The sequence below is a fragment of the Novosphingobium ginsenosidimutans genome, assembly GCF_007954425.1.
GTDB lineage: Bacteria > Pseudomonadota > Alphaproteobacteria > Sphingomonadales > Sphingomonadaceae > Novosphingobium > Novosphingobium ginsenosidimutans.
Genome location: NZ_CP042345.1, coordinates 402532 through 419674, shown reverse-complemented (window position 1 = coordinate 419674; position 17143 = coordinate 402532). Strand labels below are relative to the sequence as shown.

Here is a 17143-nt window from a genome sequence, read left to right as displayed (position 1 = left end):
ACTTGACTTTCCCCCTTTCCTCATGCGAATGAGAACGTTCACAAAATACCGGGGTGAGAGAGTTCAATGCGCATCGGGATGCTGACGGTCGCAAGCGTCATGTTGGTGGCAGGCTGCGCGCAGGGGCCCGCCGTTTCGACCGCGCCGGTCGCGCTGGCTCAAGCAGCGCCGCAAAGTGAAGACGCGCGGATTGCCGACCTGCTGGCTCGGATGAGCCTGGAGCGCAAGGTCGCCCAGCTGATCCAGCCGCAGATCAACTCGTTCACCGCCGCCGACATGGAGCGCTACCGCTTTGGCAGCTACCTCAACGGCGGCAACGGCGGCCCCTATGGCGACGAGTTTGCACCGGCTTCCCAGTGGCTCAAGCTGGCGGACGAAATGTGGGAAGCCTCGACCGAGCCGCTGCCGAACGGCGAACCGGCGATCCCGGCGATCTGGGGAACGGACGCCGTCCACGGGCACACCAACGTAATTGGCGCGACGATCTTCCCGCACAACGTTGGCCTTGGCGCCACCCGCGATGCCGGTCTGGTGCGGCGGATCGGCGCGGCGACCGCGCTGGAAATGCGCGCAACCGGCATCGAGTGGGATTTCTCACCGACCATCGCTGTGGCGCGCGATCGGCGTTGGGGACGCTCCTATGAAAGCTATTCCCAAGACCCGGATATCGTCGCGCCGCTGGGTGCCGCGCTGATCGAGGGGCTGCAAGGCAAGGTCGGCACGCCGGAACACCTCAGCGGTGACCGGGTCATCGCCACGGCCAAGCACTTCTTCGCCGATGGCGGCACGACCCAGGGGGTCGATCAGGGCGATGTCAGCGGCGATATCGCCGAATTGAAGGCGATCCATGCCAAGCCCTATCCCGCCGCGATTGCCGCGGGCGTGGAAAGCATCATGGCCAGCTTCAACTCGGTCAACGGGGTGAAGATGCACGGCAACCGCGATCTGCTGACCGGCGTGCTGCGCGATGAATTCGGCTTCAAGGGCATGGTCGTGGGGGACTGGAACGCCCATGGCCAGATTCCCGGCTGCAAGGTGGACGATTGCACCCAGTCGCTACTCGCCGGGCTCGACATGTACATGGTGCCTGACGACTGGCGCGCGCTCCACGCCAATCTGATGCGCGACGTGCAGAACGGCACGATCCCCATGGCGCGGCTGGACGAAGCCGTGGCCCGCGTGCTGCGCATGAAGCTGCGGCTGGGTCTGCTGGAGCCGACTGCGGTCAAGCCATCGCTGCGACCCAATGGCGGCAATTTTGCGCTGCTCGGCGCGGCCCAGCACCGCGCCGTTGCGCGCGAGGCTGTCGCCAAGTCGCAGGTCCTGCTCAAGAACGATGGCGTCCTGCCGCTGGCCGCTGGTGCCAAGATTCTGGTAACCGGCCGCGGGGCGGACAGCGTCGCCCAGGCCTCCGGTGGCTGGACGCTGACCTGGCAGGGCGGGCTCGAGCTGACCAACGAGAAGTATTTCCCTGGCGCCACCTCGATCTGGACCGGCCTCAAGCAAGCGGCCGAAGCGGCGGGCGGATCGGCCACGCTGTCGGTTGACGGCAGCTATGCCGCCAAGCCCGATGTCGCCGTGGTGGTCTTCGGCGAGGAGCCTTACGCCGAATTCGAAGGTGACCGGAAGAACGCCGTCTTCACCGATGAGGAAGGCCTGAACCTGCTGCGCAAGTTCAAGGCGGCCGGCGTGCGCACCGTGGCCGTATTCCTTTCGGGCCGGCCACTATGGATGAACCGCGAGATCAACGCTGCCGACGCCTTTGTCGCCGCCTGGCTGCCGGGCAGCGAAGGCGCCGGCGTGGCCGACGTGCTCTATGGCAAGCGCCCCGCTACCGGCCGGCTCTCATTCAGCTGGCCGGCCCACTGCGATGGCAAGCCGGTCAACGGGCCGGAAGGCGCGCTGTTCAACCTCGGTTACGGTCTGAGCCTGGGTGAGCGCAGCACGGTCGGCAAGCTCGATGAAACCTGCGCCTACCTCAACGCCGGCCCGGCAGCTGACTGGTTTGTCGATGGCAAGCTGGCGCCCGGAACCATGATCACCGGCGATGGCGCACCGCTGCCGGGCCTGCGCGGCCAGGCCGGCGGCATCGCCGCGCGCGGGGTTGATCGCAAACGCCAGGAAGATGCGCGTGAGATCACTTTCGCTCCGGGTGCGACCCTGTCCTTCGCCCATCGCCAGTCCGGTTCGGGAGCGTTCCGGATCAGCTATTTCCTGCCCGATCAGCCGCAGGCGCCGGTCAAGCTGACGCTAGGCAAGAACAATGTCGACATCACCCGCCAGCTTGCGCTGAGCGCGGGGAAGGGCTGGCGCGAGATGATCATCACCGATGCCTGCGCGCCGGGGCTTGGCCAGTCGCTGGCGATTACCTCCAGCGGGCCGCTCAAGCTGCAGATCGCAGCCGTATCGCGCCAGGCCATGCCGGCGGGGGCGGACTGCTCGTTCTGACGCTCAGAGCGTCTTGATGATGCCAGAGAAGTCCACGCCGCCGTTCCCGGCAGCCGCGAAGGCTTCGTAAAGCTCTTCGGCGCGGGTGCCCATCGGGACATTCGCGCCAACGCTCTGCGCAGCTTCGAGCGCGAGCTTGAGGTCCTTGAGCATCAGCGCGGCAGCGAACCCGCCCTGGTAGCCATTGTCGGCGGGCGATTGCGGGCCAACGCCGGGGACCGGGCAATAGGAGGTCATCGACCAGGACTGGCCCGAGGCCTTCGACGAGATATCGAAGAAGGTCTGGAGGTCCAGCCCGAGCTTCTCGGCCAGCGCAAAGGCTTCGCAGGTGGCGATCATCGTCGCGCCCAGGATCATGTTGTTGCAGATCTTGGCGGCCTGGCCCGCGCCGCTGGCACCGGCGTGGATCACGGCCTTGCCCATGGCGGCCAGGATCGGTTCGGCGCGCTTGAAGGCGTCCTCGGTGCCGCCGACCATGAAGGTCAGCGTACCGCCATTGGCCGCAGCGATCCCGCCCGAAACCGGGGCATCGACCATCGCATAGCCAGCGGCTTCGGCGGCAGATGCAACCTTGCGCGCCGTATCGACGTCAATGGTCGAGCAATCGAGCAGCAGCGCGCCAGCCGGAGCCTGGCCGATCACGTCGGCGGTGTAGACGCTCTCGACGATCTTGCCGTTGGGCAGCATCGAAACCACCGCATCGACGCCCTGCACGGCCTCACGGACGGTCGGGAAGACCGCGCAGCCGTTGCCCGTGGCGCGCTCGGTCGCCTCGGCGCTGAGATCGAAGGCATGAACCGTGTGCCCGGCCTTAACCAGGTTCGCGGCCATCCCGCCGCCCATGTTGCCGAGGCCGATGAAAGCGATCTTCATAACACACCCAACTCCGAGAGAAATCCAAAGCCGCCAATGAAGATCATCACCGGGCCGAAAAGCGACATCATCACCAATTGGAAACGCTGAAGCCACCGATCGAAACCCGTCACTGGTAGAGGCTCAGCGCCAGTGACCTTCAAAATACCCGCCTCAAGAATGCTGATGTTGTCGTGTTTGAGGTTGCGCCAGCCGCCCACCGCAGACCATGTGAAAAACACGCCTGCACCAAACATGACCACTGAAATGATTAGCGCCCGGTCCATACGCCCGGCCGCTTCTCGATGAAGGCGCCCATGCCTTCGACCTTGTCCTCGGTCGCGGTCAGGACCTGGAAGATCCGGCGCTCCATGATCAGGCCCTGCTCCAGCGTCATTTCGAAAGCGGCGTTGACCGCTTCCTTGTTGGCGATGACGGCGAGCGGGGGCATGGCGGCGATCTCGGCGGCGAGCTTGACCGCCTCGTCGACCAGGCTGGCAAGCGGGACAACGCGTGAGACCAGGCCCGAGCGCTCGGCTTCCTCGGCGCCCATCATCCGCCCGGTCAGGCACATTTCCATCGCCTTGGACTTGCCGATGGCCCGGGTCAGCCGCTGGCTGCCGCCCATGCCCGGGCCGACGCCCAGCTTGATTTCGGGCTGGCCGAACTTGGCGTTCTCAGATGCGATAATGATGTCGGCCATCATCGCCAGCTCACACCCGCCGCCCAGGGCAAAGCCGTTGACTGCGGCGATCCAGGGCTTGCGCGTGGTCTTGACCAGGTGGCTGGTCCAGCGGCTGAAGAAGTCCTGCGCAAAGAATTCGGCGGCCGGCTTTTCAAACATTTCCTTGATGTCGGCGCCGGCAGCAAAAGCCTTTTCGCCCGCCCCGGTGAGGACCGCGCAGCCCTTCGAGGCATCGGCCTCGAACTTCGCGAAGGCGTCGATCAGCTCTTCCAGCACCGTTGAGTTGAGCGCATTGAGCGCCTGCGGCCGGTTAAGCGTGACCAGCGTCACCGCGCCGCGCTGTTCGACCAGGATGTTTTCATAGCTCATAGGGGTTTCCATTCCTCATCGGCGGGGAGGGGGGCGAAGATGCTGTCGATCAGCGCATCGCTCACGCCCTCGGGGGTGGCGGGGTCCCACTTGGGGGCATTGTCCTTGTCGACGATCACCGCACGGACGCCTTCGGCAAAGTCGGGGCGGGTCAGGACACGCGAGGCGATGCGGTATTCCATCACCATGTTGGCGGCAAAGTCGGCGCAGTTGAGGCTGTCATGGAGCTGGCGCAGCGCGACCTTGCAGGTCTGGGGTGACTTGGTGCGCAGCGCGGCGAGTTCCTTCGCGGCCCACTCGCTGTCGTCGGCCGCCAGGCTGGCGAGGACGTCCTCATAGCGGTCCGAAGCAAAGTGCTTGGCGATCGCGGCCGCATTGGCCTCGATCTTCGCCGGCGGCGGGGTGACTGCCAAGGCGGAGAGGACCTGGCCCGGCTCGTGGCCGTGGGCAATCCGCTCCTTGGCCTCGGCCAGCACATTGTGCGGGAGGTAGTGGGTGGCAAGGCCGGCCCACTTGCACTCGGCTCCATCGAGCCGCGCGCCGGTCAGCGCCAGGAACTGGCCGATCCGGCCGGGCAGGCGCGAGAGGTACCAGCCGCCGCCGACATCGGGGAACAGGCCGATCCCGGTTTCGGGCATGGCGTAGCGGGTGTTCTCGGTCGCGACGTGGAACCGGGCGGGCTGCGAAATGCCGACCCCGCCACCCATGGTGATCCCGTCCATGAAGGCCACCACCGGCTTCTCGTAAGTGAAGATCAGGTGGTTGAGCTGGTACTCGTCATGGAAGAACTTGCGGCCCGAAGTGCCGCCATCGTTCAGCGCTGAATTGCGCAGAAAGGCGATATCGCCGCCGGAGCAGAACCCGCGGCCTTCGGCGTGATCGATGATCACGGCCTTGACCTCTGGATCGTCGCGCCATTCAAGCAGCGCCGCCGTCATGGCGTGGACCATCGGCAGGGTCAGCGCATGGATCGCACCGGGGCGGTTGAGCGAGAGGAAGCCGGCGGCCCCTTCGCGGCGAATGATTACTTCGTCGGTCATTGGCGGAGGAGGTCCCGGCCGACGATCATCCGCATGACCTGATTGGTCCCTTCAAGGATCGAATGGACGCGCAGATCGCGCCAGAAGCGTTCGATCGGATAGTCCTTGAGATAGCCATAGCCACCGAACAGCTGCAGTGCGTCGTTGACGATCTTGCTGCCGTTGTCGGTCGCCAGGCGCTTGGCCATGGCCGAAAAGCGGCTCTTGTCGGGCGCATTGGCGGCAACCTTGCAGGCGGCAAGATAGAGCAGCGCGCGCGCGGCTTCGAGGTCGGTGGCCATGTCGGCCAGCATGAACTGGGTGTTCTGGAAATCGGCCACGGGCTGGCCGAACTGCTGGCGCTCCTTGGTGTACTTGATCGCCTCATCCAGGCAGCGCTGCGCCCCGCCAAGCGAGCAGGCGCCGATGTTGAGGCGGCCACCATCGAGGCCGGCCATGGCAAAGCGGAAGCCTTCGCCCTCCGCCCCGACGCGGTTGGCGACGGGCACGCGGCAATCCTCGAAGATCACCTGCGCGGTGGGGGAGGCATTCCAGCCGAGCTTCTTTTCCGGCGCACCGAAGGAGAGCCCCGGTGTATCCTTCTCGACCACCAGGCAGGAGATGCCCTTGGCACCATTGTCGCTGGTGCGGACCATGCAGACGTAGATATCGTTCACCCCGCCGCCGGAGATAAACTGCTTGGTGCCGTTGAGGACGTAGTGATCCCCGTCGAGCCGCGCCGTGGTCTTGAGCGCCGCCGCGTCAGAGCCCGAGCCCGGTTCGGTCAGGCAGTAGGAGGCGATCTGCTCCATGGAGACCAGCCCCGGCAGGTACCGCGCCTTGAGCTCGGCTGAGCCGAAGCAATCGATCATCCAGGCGGCCATGTTGTGGATCGAGATATATGCGCTGGTCGCCGGGCAGCCATAGGCCATGGCTTCCATGATCAGCGCTGCTTCCAGCCGGCCAAGGCCGATCCCGCCGCTCTCTTCCGAAACATAGATCGCGCCAAAGCCCAGCTCACCGGCGGCTTTCCACACGTCGACCGGATAGTGATGCTCCTCGTCCCACTGGGCGGCGAACGGCGTGATCCGGTCAGCCGTGAACTTTTGCGCCATGTCCTGGATGGCGAGCTGGTCTTCGGTAAGGGCAAATTGGTCGGTCATTGAACTCACTTAGCCTGGCAACGGGTGTATTTGAACGGTTCGGGCGCCGCATCCTGTCCGGCTTCGCGGCGGATAAGGGTGCCGTCCTGAAGCTCAAGCGTTTCTTCGCGCTGCCAGGTCATGCCTTCACCGGTGAAGTCGAAGCTGGCGCGGATCCGCGTGTCGCTTGCTTCAGTGATCGCACCCAGCTTGCCGAGCGATTCATAGAACTTCAGCGTGGTCGCATCGATCAAGAGCAGGCCCTTGGCGTCGCCCTTGGTCGATGTGCAGTCCGCCGGGACCAAGCCCCAGGCGCCGCGCAGCTGCTCGGGAATGGCATCGATCTGCACTGCGGCCGGAGTGGTAGCGCCAGGTGTCGCCGCCTCACTGGAATCGGGCGCCGGTGCCTTCTCGCTTGAGCATGCGGCCAGCGCGCATAGCAGTACGGCCGCGGAAAGTCGGGTCATCATACGTAACTCCTCCTTTGCCGGGGCCACGCCGCTGCAGCGGCCTTCACCCCATGGTCGGAATGACGAAGGCATTGCCGCCATCGGGCGAGCCATCGGGCCAGCGGGCGGTGACGGTCTTGACCTTGGTCCAGAACTTCACGCCTTCCATACCGTGCTGGTTGGTATCGCCAAAGGCGCTGCGCTTCCACCCGCCAAATGTGTGGTAGGCGACCGGCACCGGGATCGGCACGTTGATGCCGACCATGCCGACGTTCACGCGGGCGGCAAATTCGCGGGCGGCGTGGCCGTTGCGGGTGAAAATGGCGACGCCGTTGCCATACTGGTGCTTGCTCGGCAGGCTCAGCGCTTCCTCGAAGTCCTTGGCGCGGACCATCTGCAGGACCGGGCCGAAGATCTCGTTGTGGTAGCTGCTCATGCCCGGGGTCACGCGGTCGAACAGCGTTGGGCCAACGAAAAAGCCGTTCTCATGCCCCTGCAGCGTGAAGCCGCGGCCATCGACCACCAGTTCGCCGCCTTCGTCAACGCAGGTCTGGATCCAGCGTTCGATGTTTGCCTTGTGCTGCGCGGTGACGACCGGGCCGTAATGCGCCTCGGGATCGGTTGAGATGCCGATCTTGAGCGCTTCGATCGCCGGGATCAGCTTGGCCTTGAGGCGCTCGGCGGTGTCATCGCCCACCGGCACGACGACTGGCAGCGCCATGCAGCGCTCGCCCGCCGAGCCGAAAGCGGCACCGGCGAGGTCGTTGACCACCTGATCGAGGTCCGCATCCGGCATGACGATGCCATGGTTCTTGGCCCCGCCCATCGCCTGGACGCGCTTACCGGCGGCGACGCCGCGGTTGTAGACATAGTGGGCGATGTCCGACGAGCCGACGAAGCTGACCGCGCTGATGGCCGGGTGGTCGAGGATCGCGTCGACCATTTCCTTGTCACCGTGGACAACCTGGAAGATACCCTCGGGCAGGCCTGCTTCCAACCAAAGCTCGGCAAGGCGCACCGGCAGCGAAGGGTCGCGCTCAGAGGGCTTCAGGATAAAGGCATTGCCGGTCGCCATCGCCACCGCGCCCATCCACAGCGGGATCATCGCCGGGAAGTTGAACGGGGTGATGCCTGCGCCGATGCCCAGCGGCTGGCGCATCGAGTAAACATCGATCCCAGGGCCGGCACCTTGGGTATATTCGCCCTTCAGCGCGTGGGGGATGCCGCAGCAAAATTCGACCACTTCCAGCCCGCGCTGGATATCGCCCTTGGCATCGGCGATGACCTTGCCGTGTTCGATGCTAAGCATCAGTGCCAACTCGTCCATCTTCGCCTCGACCAGGGCCTTGAAGTTGAACATCACGCGGGCACGGCGCTGGGGGTTGGTGGCGGCCCAGGCGGGCTGGGCGGCCTGGGCAGCGGCAACCGCGCGGTCCAGCGCGTCCTGGCTGCCGAGTACGACTTCGGCCTGCACGTCGCCGCTGTTGGGGTCATAGACCGGCGCCTTGCGGGCGGCGGCAAGGCCACCGGTACCACCGGCGATGAAATGGTCGATCTGGCGCATGATTGGTGATCCCTCTCGAATCTTTGTGGCGCTGCCATGCGCCCCGACTTCGATGCAGACAACACCCAATTTTGCGGATAGAACCTGCGAATATGCAGGGCATGGACTGGAGCGACTTGCAGGTATTCCTGGCGATCGCCCGGGCGGGCCAGATGGGCCGCGCGGGGGCGGCGCTGGGCGTGGACCCGACCACCACCAGCCGCCGCCTCCGCCGCCTTGAAGCCGCCTTGGGCGAGACCCTGTTCGAGCAGACCCGCGAAGGTCAGGTGCTGACCGAAGCGGGCGAACGGCTGCTCGCCAAGGTCGAAGCGATGGCCCAAGCTGCGACCGCGATCCGCGAGGGTGGCCCCGCCAGCGCGAGCGGGCTGCTTTCCGGCACGCTCCGGATCAGCGCCTCGGAAGGCTTCGGTTCGTGGTTCCTGGCGGCCCACGTGCCCGATTTCGTTCGCGCCCACCCGGCGCTGACGCTGGACCTGGTTGCCAACAGCGGTTTCCTCAGCCTGTCAAAGCGCGAGGCGGACATCGCGGTCATGCTCTCGCGGCCCAAGGCCGGGCCAGTGATTGCCCGCAAGCTCAGCGATTACAGCCTGAGGCTCTATGCCGGCCAGGCCTACCTCGACCATGCCGGCGCGCCGCACAGCCCGGCCGACCTGCTCAAGGGCCACAGCCTGGTCGGCTATATCCCCGACCTGCTCTATGCTCCGGAACTGCGCTATCTTGATGAGCTCCAGACTGGCCTTGCCCCGGCGCTGCGTTCTTCCAGCATAAACGCCCAGCACCACCTGATCGCTGCTGGCGCCGGGATCGGCGTGCTGCCGTGTTTCATGGGCGATGCGGATCCGGCGCTAGTGCCGGTCTTACCAGAGCGGCGGATCACCCGCTCGTTCTGGCTGGTGACTCACAAGGACACCCACCAACTCGCCCGGGTGCGGGCGGGGCGTGACTGGATACTGGGGGTGGTGCAGCGTCACCGGGGCCAGCTATTGCCGGAGTAGCCCAAGCTGTGCGGGTCAAGCCTGCACCGGCGGTATGGTCTTAAGGCATTTCGAAGGTCGGATGGGTCTTGCTCAAGTGGTCGACAATGGCCGAATGCATCGGACGCTCAAAGTAGACACCAGCCACGTTCTCTCTGATCCACCGAACGTAGCCGACCCAGATTTCGAGCGTTTCGAGCTTGATGATGACCCTGTGACCGGGCTTGACCGACCCATCGAACAGCTCGATCTTGCAACCCTGCTCAGAGATATCGACCAGTCGGCCGCCGATCTGCCCTTTAACTGCGCTTCGGACGCTGGCCTTGGCCTTCAGCGGGCGCCGCTGGCTTTCCCGCTCGATAGTGAATTTGGGGAAGCGATTTTCGATCGGCGACATGGTGAACTCACTGTGGCGGCACGCGATCCACACTATCCGCCGCGTGTTAAGGGTTTGCTAAAAGACCCGTCGCTGGCTTCTGAAAAACGAGCTCTGCAATCAGTTCTGGCGGAAAAGGTCTCCAACCGGGACAGTGAAGGCGGCGGTCAGGCCTTCCGGTTCCCAGGTCTGGGTAATTGTTCCGTAAAGCTGATCGCGTGCCGTGGTTTCGATCAGCGCGAGACCGAAGCCGGGTGTGGTTGGCGGAGAAACAGGTGGGCCGCCGCTCTCGCGCCATTGCAGGGTAAGGCGCTGGTCAGGGCCGGGGGTGCCGGCTTGCCAGCTGACAGCCACGGAGCCGCCAGAGACCGACAACGCACCGTGCTTAAGTGCGTTGGTGATCAGCTCGTGGACGATCAGCGCGATCGACTGGGCAGTGAGCGGTCGCAGCCGGACCTTCGGACCGTTGATCGTGACGCGTTCGGCCTGGGCACCCTGGCGCGGGATATAGGGGGACAGTTCCTCCTCGATCAGATCGCGCAGCTCGGCTCCGTCCCAGCGGTTCTGTGCGAGCAGGGTGTGAGTGCGTGCCAGGCTGCCAATGCGCCCGCTGATCGCCTTGCGGAATGCGATGATATCTGATGCTTCGGTAAGCTGCACGATCGCCTGGATCACCGCCATGATGTTTTTCGCGCGGTGATCGACCTCGCGCGAGAGCAGATGCTCGCGCGATTGCGCAGCCTTGCGCTCAGTGATGTCGATAAAGGCCGCAACCGCGCCGCGCAGCGTGCCATCGGGGGCATAGAGCGGGGTGGCATTGCCCAACAGGTCGCGCAAGGTGCCGTTGGCAAAGGCAATCCGCTCTTCAAAGTCGCGCACCAACTCGCCGCGGGCGGCGCGCTGGACCGGCAATTCCGACGGAGCAAGTTCGTGGCCGGTACTATCGAGCACCTTGAAGTGGGCCACCGCAGGGTTGTCATCGCTGGACTTCGACATGTTGTCGGTCACATCGGGCAACTGGAGCAACTCGGCAGCGAAACGGTTGCCTGTGATCTGGGTGCATGCGGAATCGCGCGCCACCCAAATTGCCGCCGGGACCGCGTCGAGCAGGACCTGAAGCTCTTCTGCGCGGGCGCGGGCCACCTCTTCGGCTTGGCGCAGCAGGCGCCCCTGTTCGGCCAGGGCGTTTTTGGCGCGGCGCTCGTTGGCGACGACGGCAAGGACCAGGATTGTCACCGCCGTCACGGCAATGAACTGCTGCACCAGCGAAACTTGCGGACCGCCAGTATAGGCAAGTGCGGTCATCGGGCCGAGACCGTGATCCGTGGCCCAAACCGCGAGGGTGGCCAGAATTGTCACCGCCAGCGATGCGCCGCGCAGCTCAAAGGCTAGTGCAGCCCAGACGAGCACCGGGAAGACGTGCCAGGTGCGAAGGAAGGCCTGGTCCGGGGGAAGCAGAAACAGGCAGGCAAAGGCGGTCGTCACCAGCATCACGGTGGCAAAGTGAAGCCAGCCCAGCGCGCTAAGCCGCGGGGCGGGTCGGGACCACGAGAGCACCAACGGACCGATCAGTATCGCGCCGACGAAATAGGCGACAACCCAGTTGGAAAAGACCTGGACCATAATGGCAAAGGGATAACCCGTGACACTTGCCATGATTGCAGTTCCGAGCGTTGCTGCGACAAGCGCGCCCGCCAGGCCGCCCCACACGAAGTAGCGCAGCAGCTCCGGCAAATCGGGCAGGGTACAATCGATCCCGCCCCGGCGCCGGACCAGCAACAAGGGCACAACCACGGCGACCGTGTTGGCCAGGGCCAGGGCCAGTTCGACCCACAAGGGTAGCTGCGATCCAGCCAGCCAGCCTGCGGCCAGCCTGCCCAGAAAGATCGCAGGCCACAGCCGCAATCCGCCCAGGAGCAAACCGGCGACGGCCACACCGGACGCCGGCCAGACCGGGCTCGCCGCGCCAAAAATCGTCGACCATTGCAGCCCCAAACAGGCCAGCGCGACATAGGTCAGGAACAAGGCCAGGAAGGTTACGACTGGATTGTCGGCGAACTTCCAGTTGCGCACTCCATTCGGCGGCATTGACATCCCCGGTTGGCCCAATTCGTTAAAGCTAACAGATCGTGTGCAGAAGTGACACCTGTATGGACTCGGTCCGTCGCAAGGTTTGGTCCCGCTTGTGGATAGTGCAGCGCTTGATCGATCCGCTGCATCCAGCCAGTGTGGGGCAAAGGCATCCGGGGGCAATAATGATACGACAGGTACTATCGGCGACTGCGCTGCTCGCGGCGATCGGCGCACCTGCTGCAGGAGGCAGCGCTTATGCGTCGATAGCCTTGAGCGAGACAGAGGCCGCGAGCCCCACGCTTCCGCAGCTACTCTCAGCTCGCGAGCGCGCCGAAACGGAAAATCGCCTGCTTGCCGCGCGGCTTGATAGGGTCATCCCGGCGATCATGCGAGAGCAGGGGATCGACCTGTGGCTGCTGGTGGCACGCGAGTATTTCGAGGAGCCGGTCGTCGCCTCGATGCTCGATGCCGAGAACATGCATGCCCGGCGCCGGACGATCCTGATCTTCTACGATCCTGGCCAGGGCAAGCCGGTCGAACGGCTGACGGTCAGCCGCTATGGCCTGGGCGGCCTGTTCGCGCCAGCCTGGGATCCGGCCAAGCAGCCGGACCAGTGGCAGGCAGTGGCCGAGCTGATCGCCGCGCGTAATCCAGCGAAGATCGCGATCAACACGTCAGACCTCTACCAGTTCGCCGATGGCATGACGGTGAGCCAGTATGACAAGTTCACCGCCGCATTGCCCGCGCCGCTGCGCGCGCGGATCGTCAGCGGCGAAGGGCTGGCGATCCGCTGGCTGGAAACCCGCACGCCGGCGGAAATCGAGCTTTATCCCACGATCCTGCGCACGGCCCATGCGGTTATCGCCGAGGCCTTTTCGCGCAAGGTCATTACCCCTGGCGTGACGACGGCCGAGCAGGTTCAGTGGTGGTACCGTGATCGGCTGCTGGAATTGGGGCTGACGCCCTGGTTCCATCCCTCGGTCGCGATCCAGCGCCAGGGCGCCAAGGGCATGCTCGACGGGGCTGAAGTCATTCGCCCGGGTGACCTGTTGTGGACTGATTTCGGTATCACCTACCTGCGGCTCAACACCGATACCCAGCACCTGGCCTATGTGCTGAAGCCGGGCGAAACTGCGGCACCGGCCGGATTGCGCCAGGGGCTGGCGAACAGCAATCGCTTGCAGGATATCCTGCGCCGCCACTTCGCAATTGGGCGCAGCGGCAACGAAGTGCTCGCGCTGGCGCGGGCTGAGGCGATCGCTGCTGGGCTTGAGCCCTCGATCTATTCGCACCCGATCGGCCTTCACGGCCATGGGGCTGGACCTTCAATCGGCTTCTGGGACAATCAGAATGCCGATCCGCGCGGCAGCGGCGTGATCAACGCCAATACCGCCTGGTCGATTGAGCTGACAACCTATGCCGCCGTCCCCGAATGGGGCGGCCAACGTGTCGATTTTCGGGCGGAGGAGAACGCTTTCTTCGATGGAAATAGCGTCCGTTTCATCGATGGCCGCCAGACTGAGCTGACGTTGATCCCTTGAGCAGTAGAGATCCGTTGAACTGCGGATCGCCGGATTAGCGGGGCAATTAGCCTTACTGTTTACCTTGATTGGAATTCCCGTCCCGCTGGGGTTTTATGAGAACGCTCATGAATACGACAGTAACTGCCGCTAGTTCACCCGCACCGATTTCTCCCGCCAGCGCGGCAGGCCGGTCGATGGCGCAGCTCGCCTTGTATTCTGGCATCAGGGCACGGCGCTATGGCCTTCCGGCGCAGTACATTCGAAATGCCGGCCGAACCGAACATATGCCTCGTTTTTCAGGCGATTGCTTGCATCTGGCAGGAACTCGGAAGGGGTCCCGCGATGGGTAAGCAGGAGACGCAATCCGAGTTGGCGGCTAACTTGGATAAGCTGCTGGTGGAATGCCTGCGGATGGCTGATGAAGCCGGATTTGGCATGACCGCCATTCACATCGCCACAGCCCGCGATGCTCTCGCCAAAGAAGATCTGATCAAGGTGCAAGATACGCGGCTGCGCAGGGAGCCTGGCAACGAGAATGAACTTGCACCCAGGTCATGAGCGGCCTCTCGGCGCAATGAACGGCGCTGCCTAGAACAATCGGCATTCAAACAACGCGGCCTCCTGGCGTTTCAGTCTCCAGTGCCAGTTAATGTGATTCAGACGATCAAAGCATAAGGCTGATAGGGCTCAATCAGCTTCGGTCAAAGTATCCAACGCCATCTGCACATATGCCGCCGCCAGGGGCTTCTTTAGCTTATCGAGCAACAGGAGCGCCTTGGAGAGCTGATCTCGCAGTTCGGATATCGTCGCTGTGCTGTCGTCCGCGCCTGCCTGCGACTTGAGGCTGCTGTCTGCTGGCATCTCTGAACATCCCGACCCTTGTTAAGGCCCGTTATATCAAGCAAAAAAATACGTGCAAACGCATATATTCATCGGCCTGGGCTGCCGCAGCCCATTGGCAAGGCGCCCAAGCAAGGGTGCATTCGACCATAAATTTGCCAGGTAGCGTGAAGAGCGGATTGACAGCCTAAGTGTCTATGTGATTCTTCATGGCACACCGTCAGAGCGCTGCTCCAAAGAAGGGGCAGAGAGCAGAAGGTGAAGGCCAGTGATTGGGGGGCTTTTGACGGCATAACGGGGTGCTAAAGCAAATGAAAGTTCAGGTCGAAGAGAACAATCTACAGGAGCAACTGCGGGACCTTGGTGCCTATCTGTTGCAACTTGCCGATGGTCGGGCCGCTCCTCGGCCTAACTCGGAAGTAGTCTCGCTTGAAGATCGCTCGGCCAGGCCGGACGGCGCCCCGATTGATGACAGTATACGACTTCGGAACATAGCGCGCGAAGAGTATCGCCGGCGCCGTTCACGTGGCGATTACTTCGATGAATATCTATTTGCCGAACCGGCTTGGGATATTCTGCTTGATCTCTACGTGGCCCATGTTGATGAGATCAGAATTTCAGTAACTTCGGCTTGCTTGGCTTCCTCATCGCCCAGCACAACCGCCTTGCGGTGGGTTGCCATTCTTGAAGGACAGGGCCTGGTTAAGCGGACTGGCGACAAGGCCGATCAGCGTCGGACCTGGGTCGCGCTGACTGATCTCGGGGTCCAGAAGATGACGAACTATCTCCGCGGCAAGTTAGCCTCTGCCAGACCGAACCGCTCCAAGTACGCTTAGGCGCCAAAGGTCGCAGCTGCGCAAGGCGCTTCGATAACCGGATTTGGCGGCGCCGGCGCAATGCTTGGCACGCTTGAGCGGGCCTCGCGCTCTTGCGTCACTGGCTAGTTGTGCGGTCTGGGCAAACTTGGCCCCCGCAGGACATCCAGTGCCAGTTGGACATGGGCTGCGGCCAGGCTGAGCTTTGCTTCATCCAACTGGAGGAGCAAATCTTCGGTTGCTTGGATAATGTCGCGCTGCACGAGTCCTGCGTCGCGTCCGTGTCCAATATGATCGCTATGCGGCGTTGCCACTCAAAATCCTCCAGAAAGTGTCGACGCGCTAAGCTTCAAGCCTTTGCCCAACAACCTGAAAAAAATTACTGGTCCACCCAGATGCTGGCTCGTCGACGGTTTCTTTCTTCAAGTTTCTCCCACCAGGTCGGCGGCATCACGCGCGCTGCAGACGCGCTGATTCCGGATAAACCATCGATCTCGCTATTCGGTTCCACCTCAGCGACATCGCAAGACAATAATTGTGAAGATGGGGTCCCAGCCGATCGCAAACGGGCCATCAATTGCGTTCAGCCGCTTTCGGACATGAAGTTTGCCGGCCTTTAACTGTTCGCGTTAACTGGTGTTAACGAGCCAGTCCGCTACGCCGAACGCGATGGTGCTGGGGAGTGCGCGATGGTTCAAAGTGCCGGACGAGCAGCTGCGCTGGGAACGATCCGTGACCAACTAGATGGAGCGATCGAAGTTCAGCACACCCAGTCTGGTCAAATGGGGATATCGGTTTGAACTGCCGTCAAACATCCGGTCCTGGCAGTCGCTGAGATACCGACGAGCTTGTTATGTCAAAGGACAATTGGGGCTCTGACCAGTTTGAAGTCTTGTTATTCGGATCTCGCCGGCAGTATAAAGCCCGAGTGGGATATCTTATATCGAACTGATTTAAACAACTCATACTTAAGAAACATTATTATTCAATAATACGGAATAATTTTGAAAATATATATATAAGATATTGGAAATCATTATGTGTTCGGCGCGTAGCGGATGGAATTTTTGATCTACGAGTAGTTCTTATGATAAATTCGGTTTGATGATAATTTTTTGCATATTAGATATGAAAAAGTAATTATAAAATTGCTTTGGGGATCATAAATTTGAAATTTATTTACAGCCCGACTTGCATAATCGCCTCAGTTAGTCGAAGAGGGATCGTCGCGAAGCAAGTGTGCTCATCATCTAGGGAGACAGCTCCGTGAGCGATCGTCAATCTTTGCCGCGTGTGCAAGAGCAGACTGTTTTCCAGAAAGCCGCTGGCGAAGTGCTCGCCCAGCGGATCGAAGCTCTGGCCCTGGAACTGCGAAGCGTTAGTAATCCTGAAGCAGGCGCATTTGCGAGCAATGAAACCCTGAGCGTACTCGCTGCGACGCTCCGCATCGTTCTGAAAAAGATTGACGAGATATTCGAGTTCGAAGGGTTCGTCTTTACGCCAGCGTGCGTCATCCTGCTCGAACTGTTCCAGGCACGGGCAAGGGGCAGCGTCCTCTCGATCTCTGCCCTATGTCAACCGATGAGCTCATTGGCAGTGGGTCTGCGCTGGATAGAGGTGCTGGAGAGCTGGCAGCTAGTCGAAAAGCTCGACGCCGGCTCTGACGAACCGAAAGTGGTCTTGACGGAAAGGGGTTACCTCCGAACAGCACAAGCTCTTCAGTTGCTGTTGTGATGCGCTATGATCCACCACATTCGCGGGTGGCTTGTCATCGCCTGAGAGCGACCGGAAGCTACTGGTGTTCAAGCAGTCCTTCAAAGCAATCCATCGCTTCAGCCCGAAGCAATATCAGCGCGTGCTCGACGTAAGCCGCCGGGATCCGGTTGTGGGCCCGGTCCAACGCATCAAGTGCCGCCTCTAGCAGCGCAATTGCACCTTGGAGGTCGGAAGCGTTTTCGAACGCAATTTGCAACAATTCTGCTTTCACTCTGAAGTTCCTTCCCAGAAACCGCGC

18 protein-coding genes are annotated in these 17143 nt (G+C 62.6%); 7 read left to right on the top strand and 11 right to left on the bottom strand.

Features of this window, described 5'->3' with window-relative positions; all coding sequences use genetic code 11:
- Window positions 1-66 precede the first annotated feature (66 nt).
- Window positions 67-2448 carry a glycoside hydrolase family 3 protein gene (locus tag FRF71_RS02020; RefSeq protein ID WP_147088989.1) on the top strand — a complete coding sequence of 794 codons (2382 nt, stop codon included), beginning with the start codon at window positions 67-69 and terminating at the stop codon, window positions 2446-2448.
- A gap of 3 nt (window positions 2449-2451) precedes the next feature.
- Here the strand turns inward: FRF71_RS02020 and mmsB are convergent, their stop codons facing one another.
- From mmsB to FRF71_RS01985, 7 genes are read right to left on the bottom strand one after another with little or no spacing between them, the layout of a single operon-like run.
- The gene (mmsB, locus tag FRF71_RS02015) at window positions 2452-3321 is read right to left on the bottom strand and encodes a 3-hydroxyisobutyrate dehydrogenase (protein WP_147088988.1); all 870 of its coding nucleotides are present in this window, start codon (window positions 3319-3321) and stop codon (window positions 2452-2454) included.
- Window positions 3318-3587: a hypothetical protein gene (locus tag FRF71_RS02010; RefSeq protein WP_147088987.1), complete on the bottom strand. Its 270-nt coding sequence runs from the start codon at window positions 3585-3587 to the stop codon at window positions 3318-3320. Before FRF71_RS02010 ends, mmsB begins: the two co-directional genes overlap by 4 nt.
- Window positions 3572-4354 carry an enoyl-CoA hydratase-related protein gene (locus FRF71_RS02005; protein WP_147088986.1) on the bottom strand — a complete coding sequence of 261 codons (783 nt, stop codon included), beginning with the start codon at window positions 4352-4354 and terminating at the stop codon, window positions 3572-3574. The genes FRF71_RS02010 and FRF71_RS02005 overlap by 16 nt, the downstream gene beginning before the upstream one ends.
- Window positions 4351-5394 (bottom strand): enoyl-CoA hydratase/isomerase family protein, encoded by a 1044-nt coding sequence (locus tag FRF71_RS02000; RefSeq protein ID WP_147088985.1) that lies wholly within the window; start codon window positions 5392-5394, stop codon window positions 4351-4353. Before FRF71_RS02000 ends, FRF71_RS02005 begins: the two co-directional genes overlap by 4 nt.
- On the bottom strand, window positions 5391-6536 hold the full coding sequence (locus FRF71_RS01995; RefSeq protein ID WP_147088984.1) for an acyl-CoA dehydrogenase family protein: 1146 nt from the start codon (window positions 6534-6536) through the stop codon (window positions 5391-5393). Before FRF71_RS01995 ends, FRF71_RS02000 begins: the two co-directional genes overlap by 4 nt.
- Before the next feature lie 5 nt (window positions 6537-6541).
- The gene (locus FRF71_RS01990) at window positions 6542-6982 is read right to left on the bottom strand and encodes a hypothetical protein (RefSeq protein ID WP_147088983.1); all 441 of its coding nucleotides are present in this window, start codon (window positions 6980-6982) and stop codon (window positions 6542-6544) included.
- A gap of 46 nt (window positions 6983-7028) precedes the next feature.
- Window positions 7029-8528, bottom strand: a complete 1500-nt coding sequence (locus tag FRF71_RS01985; RefSeq protein WP_147088982.1) for a CoA-acylating methylmalonate-semialdehyde dehydrogenase — start codon at window positions 8526-8528, stop codon at window positions 7029-7031.
- Window positions 8529-8620: 92 nt separating this feature from the next.
- On the opposite strand from FRF71_RS01985, the gene FRF71_RS01980 reads away from it, so the two are divergent.
- Complete coding sequence (locus tag FRF71_RS01980; RefSeq protein WP_147088981.1) at window positions 8621-9523, top strand: LysR family transcriptional regulator; 903 nt, start codon at window positions 8621-8623, stop codon at window positions 9521-9523.
- 40 nt (window positions 9524-9563) lie between these two features.
- On the opposite strand, the gene FRF71_RS01975 is transcribed toward FRF71_RS01980, so the two are convergent.
- Both FRF71_RS01975 and FRF71_RS01970 read right to left on the bottom strand, forming a co-directional pair.
- Complete coding sequence (locus FRF71_RS01975; RefSeq protein WP_147088980.1) at window positions 9564-9899, bottom strand: PilZ domain-containing protein; 336 nt, start codon at window positions 9897-9899, stop codon at window positions 9564-9566.
- 99 nt (window positions 9900-9998) lie between these two features.
- Window positions 9999-11966, bottom strand: coding sequence for an HWE histidine kinase domain-containing protein (locus FRF71_RS01970; protein ID WP_161597864.1), 1968 nt, complete (start codon window positions 11964-11966; stop codon window positions 9999-10001).
- A 254-nt stretch (window positions 11967-12220) separates the two neighbouring features.
- Here FRF71_RS01970 and FRF71_RS01965 point away from each other — a divergent pair, with 254 nt between their 5' ends.
- Both FRF71_RS01965 and FRF71_RS01960 read left to right on the top strand, forming a co-directional pair.
- Window positions 12221-13492: a M24 family metallopeptidase gene (locus FRF71_RS01965; protein WP_238339364.1), complete on the top strand. Its 1272-nt coding sequence runs from the start codon at window positions 12221-12223 to the stop codon at window positions 13490-13492.
- Window positions 13493-13816: 324 nt separating this feature from the next.
- Window positions 13817-14032, top strand: a complete 216-nt coding sequence (locus tag FRF71_RS01960; RefSeq protein WP_147088977.1) for a hypothetical protein — start codon at window positions 13817-13819, stop codon at window positions 14030-14032.
- 129 nt (window positions 14033-14161) lie between these two features.
- Here the strand turns inward: FRF71_RS01960 and FRF71_RS15380 are convergent, their stop codons facing one another.
- Window positions 14162-14335 carry a hypothetical protein gene (locus tag FRF71_RS15380; protein WP_161597863.1) on the bottom strand — a complete coding sequence of 58 codons (174 nt, stop codon included), beginning with the start codon at window positions 14333-14335 and terminating at the stop codon, window positions 14162-14164.
- A 290-nt stretch (window positions 14336-14625) separates the two neighbouring features.
- Between FRF71_RS15380 and FRF71_RS01955 the strand changes: the two genes are divergently transcribed.
- From FRF71_RS01955 to FRF71_RS01945, 3 genes are all read left to right on the top strand, one after another.
- Window positions 14626-15150, top strand: a complete 525-nt coding sequence (locus tag FRF71_RS01955; protein WP_147088976.1) for a helix-turn-helix domain-containing protein — start codon at window positions 14626-14628, stop codon at window positions 15148-15150.
- Between the two features lie 161 nt (window positions 15151-15311).
- Complete coding sequence (locus tag FRF71_RS01950; RefSeq protein ID WP_147088975.1) at window positions 15312-15749, top strand: hypothetical protein; 438 nt, start codon at window positions 15312-15314, stop codon at window positions 15747-15749.
- Between the two features lie 646 nt (window positions 15750-16395).
- On the top strand, window positions 16396-16863 hold the full coding sequence (locus FRF71_RS01945; RefSeq protein ID WP_147088974.1) for a hypothetical protein: 468 nt from the start codon (window positions 16396-16398) through the stop codon (window positions 16861-16863).
- 58 nt (window positions 16864-16921) lie between these two features.
- Here FRF71_RS01945 and FRF71_RS01940 read toward each other — a convergent pair whose 3' ends face one another.
- Window positions 16922-17116: a hypothetical protein gene (locus FRF71_RS01940; RefSeq protein ID WP_147088973.1), complete on the bottom strand. Its 195-nt coding sequence runs from the start codon at window positions 17114-17116 to the stop codon at window positions 16922-16924.
- Window positions 17117-17143: the final 27 nt, after the last annotated feature.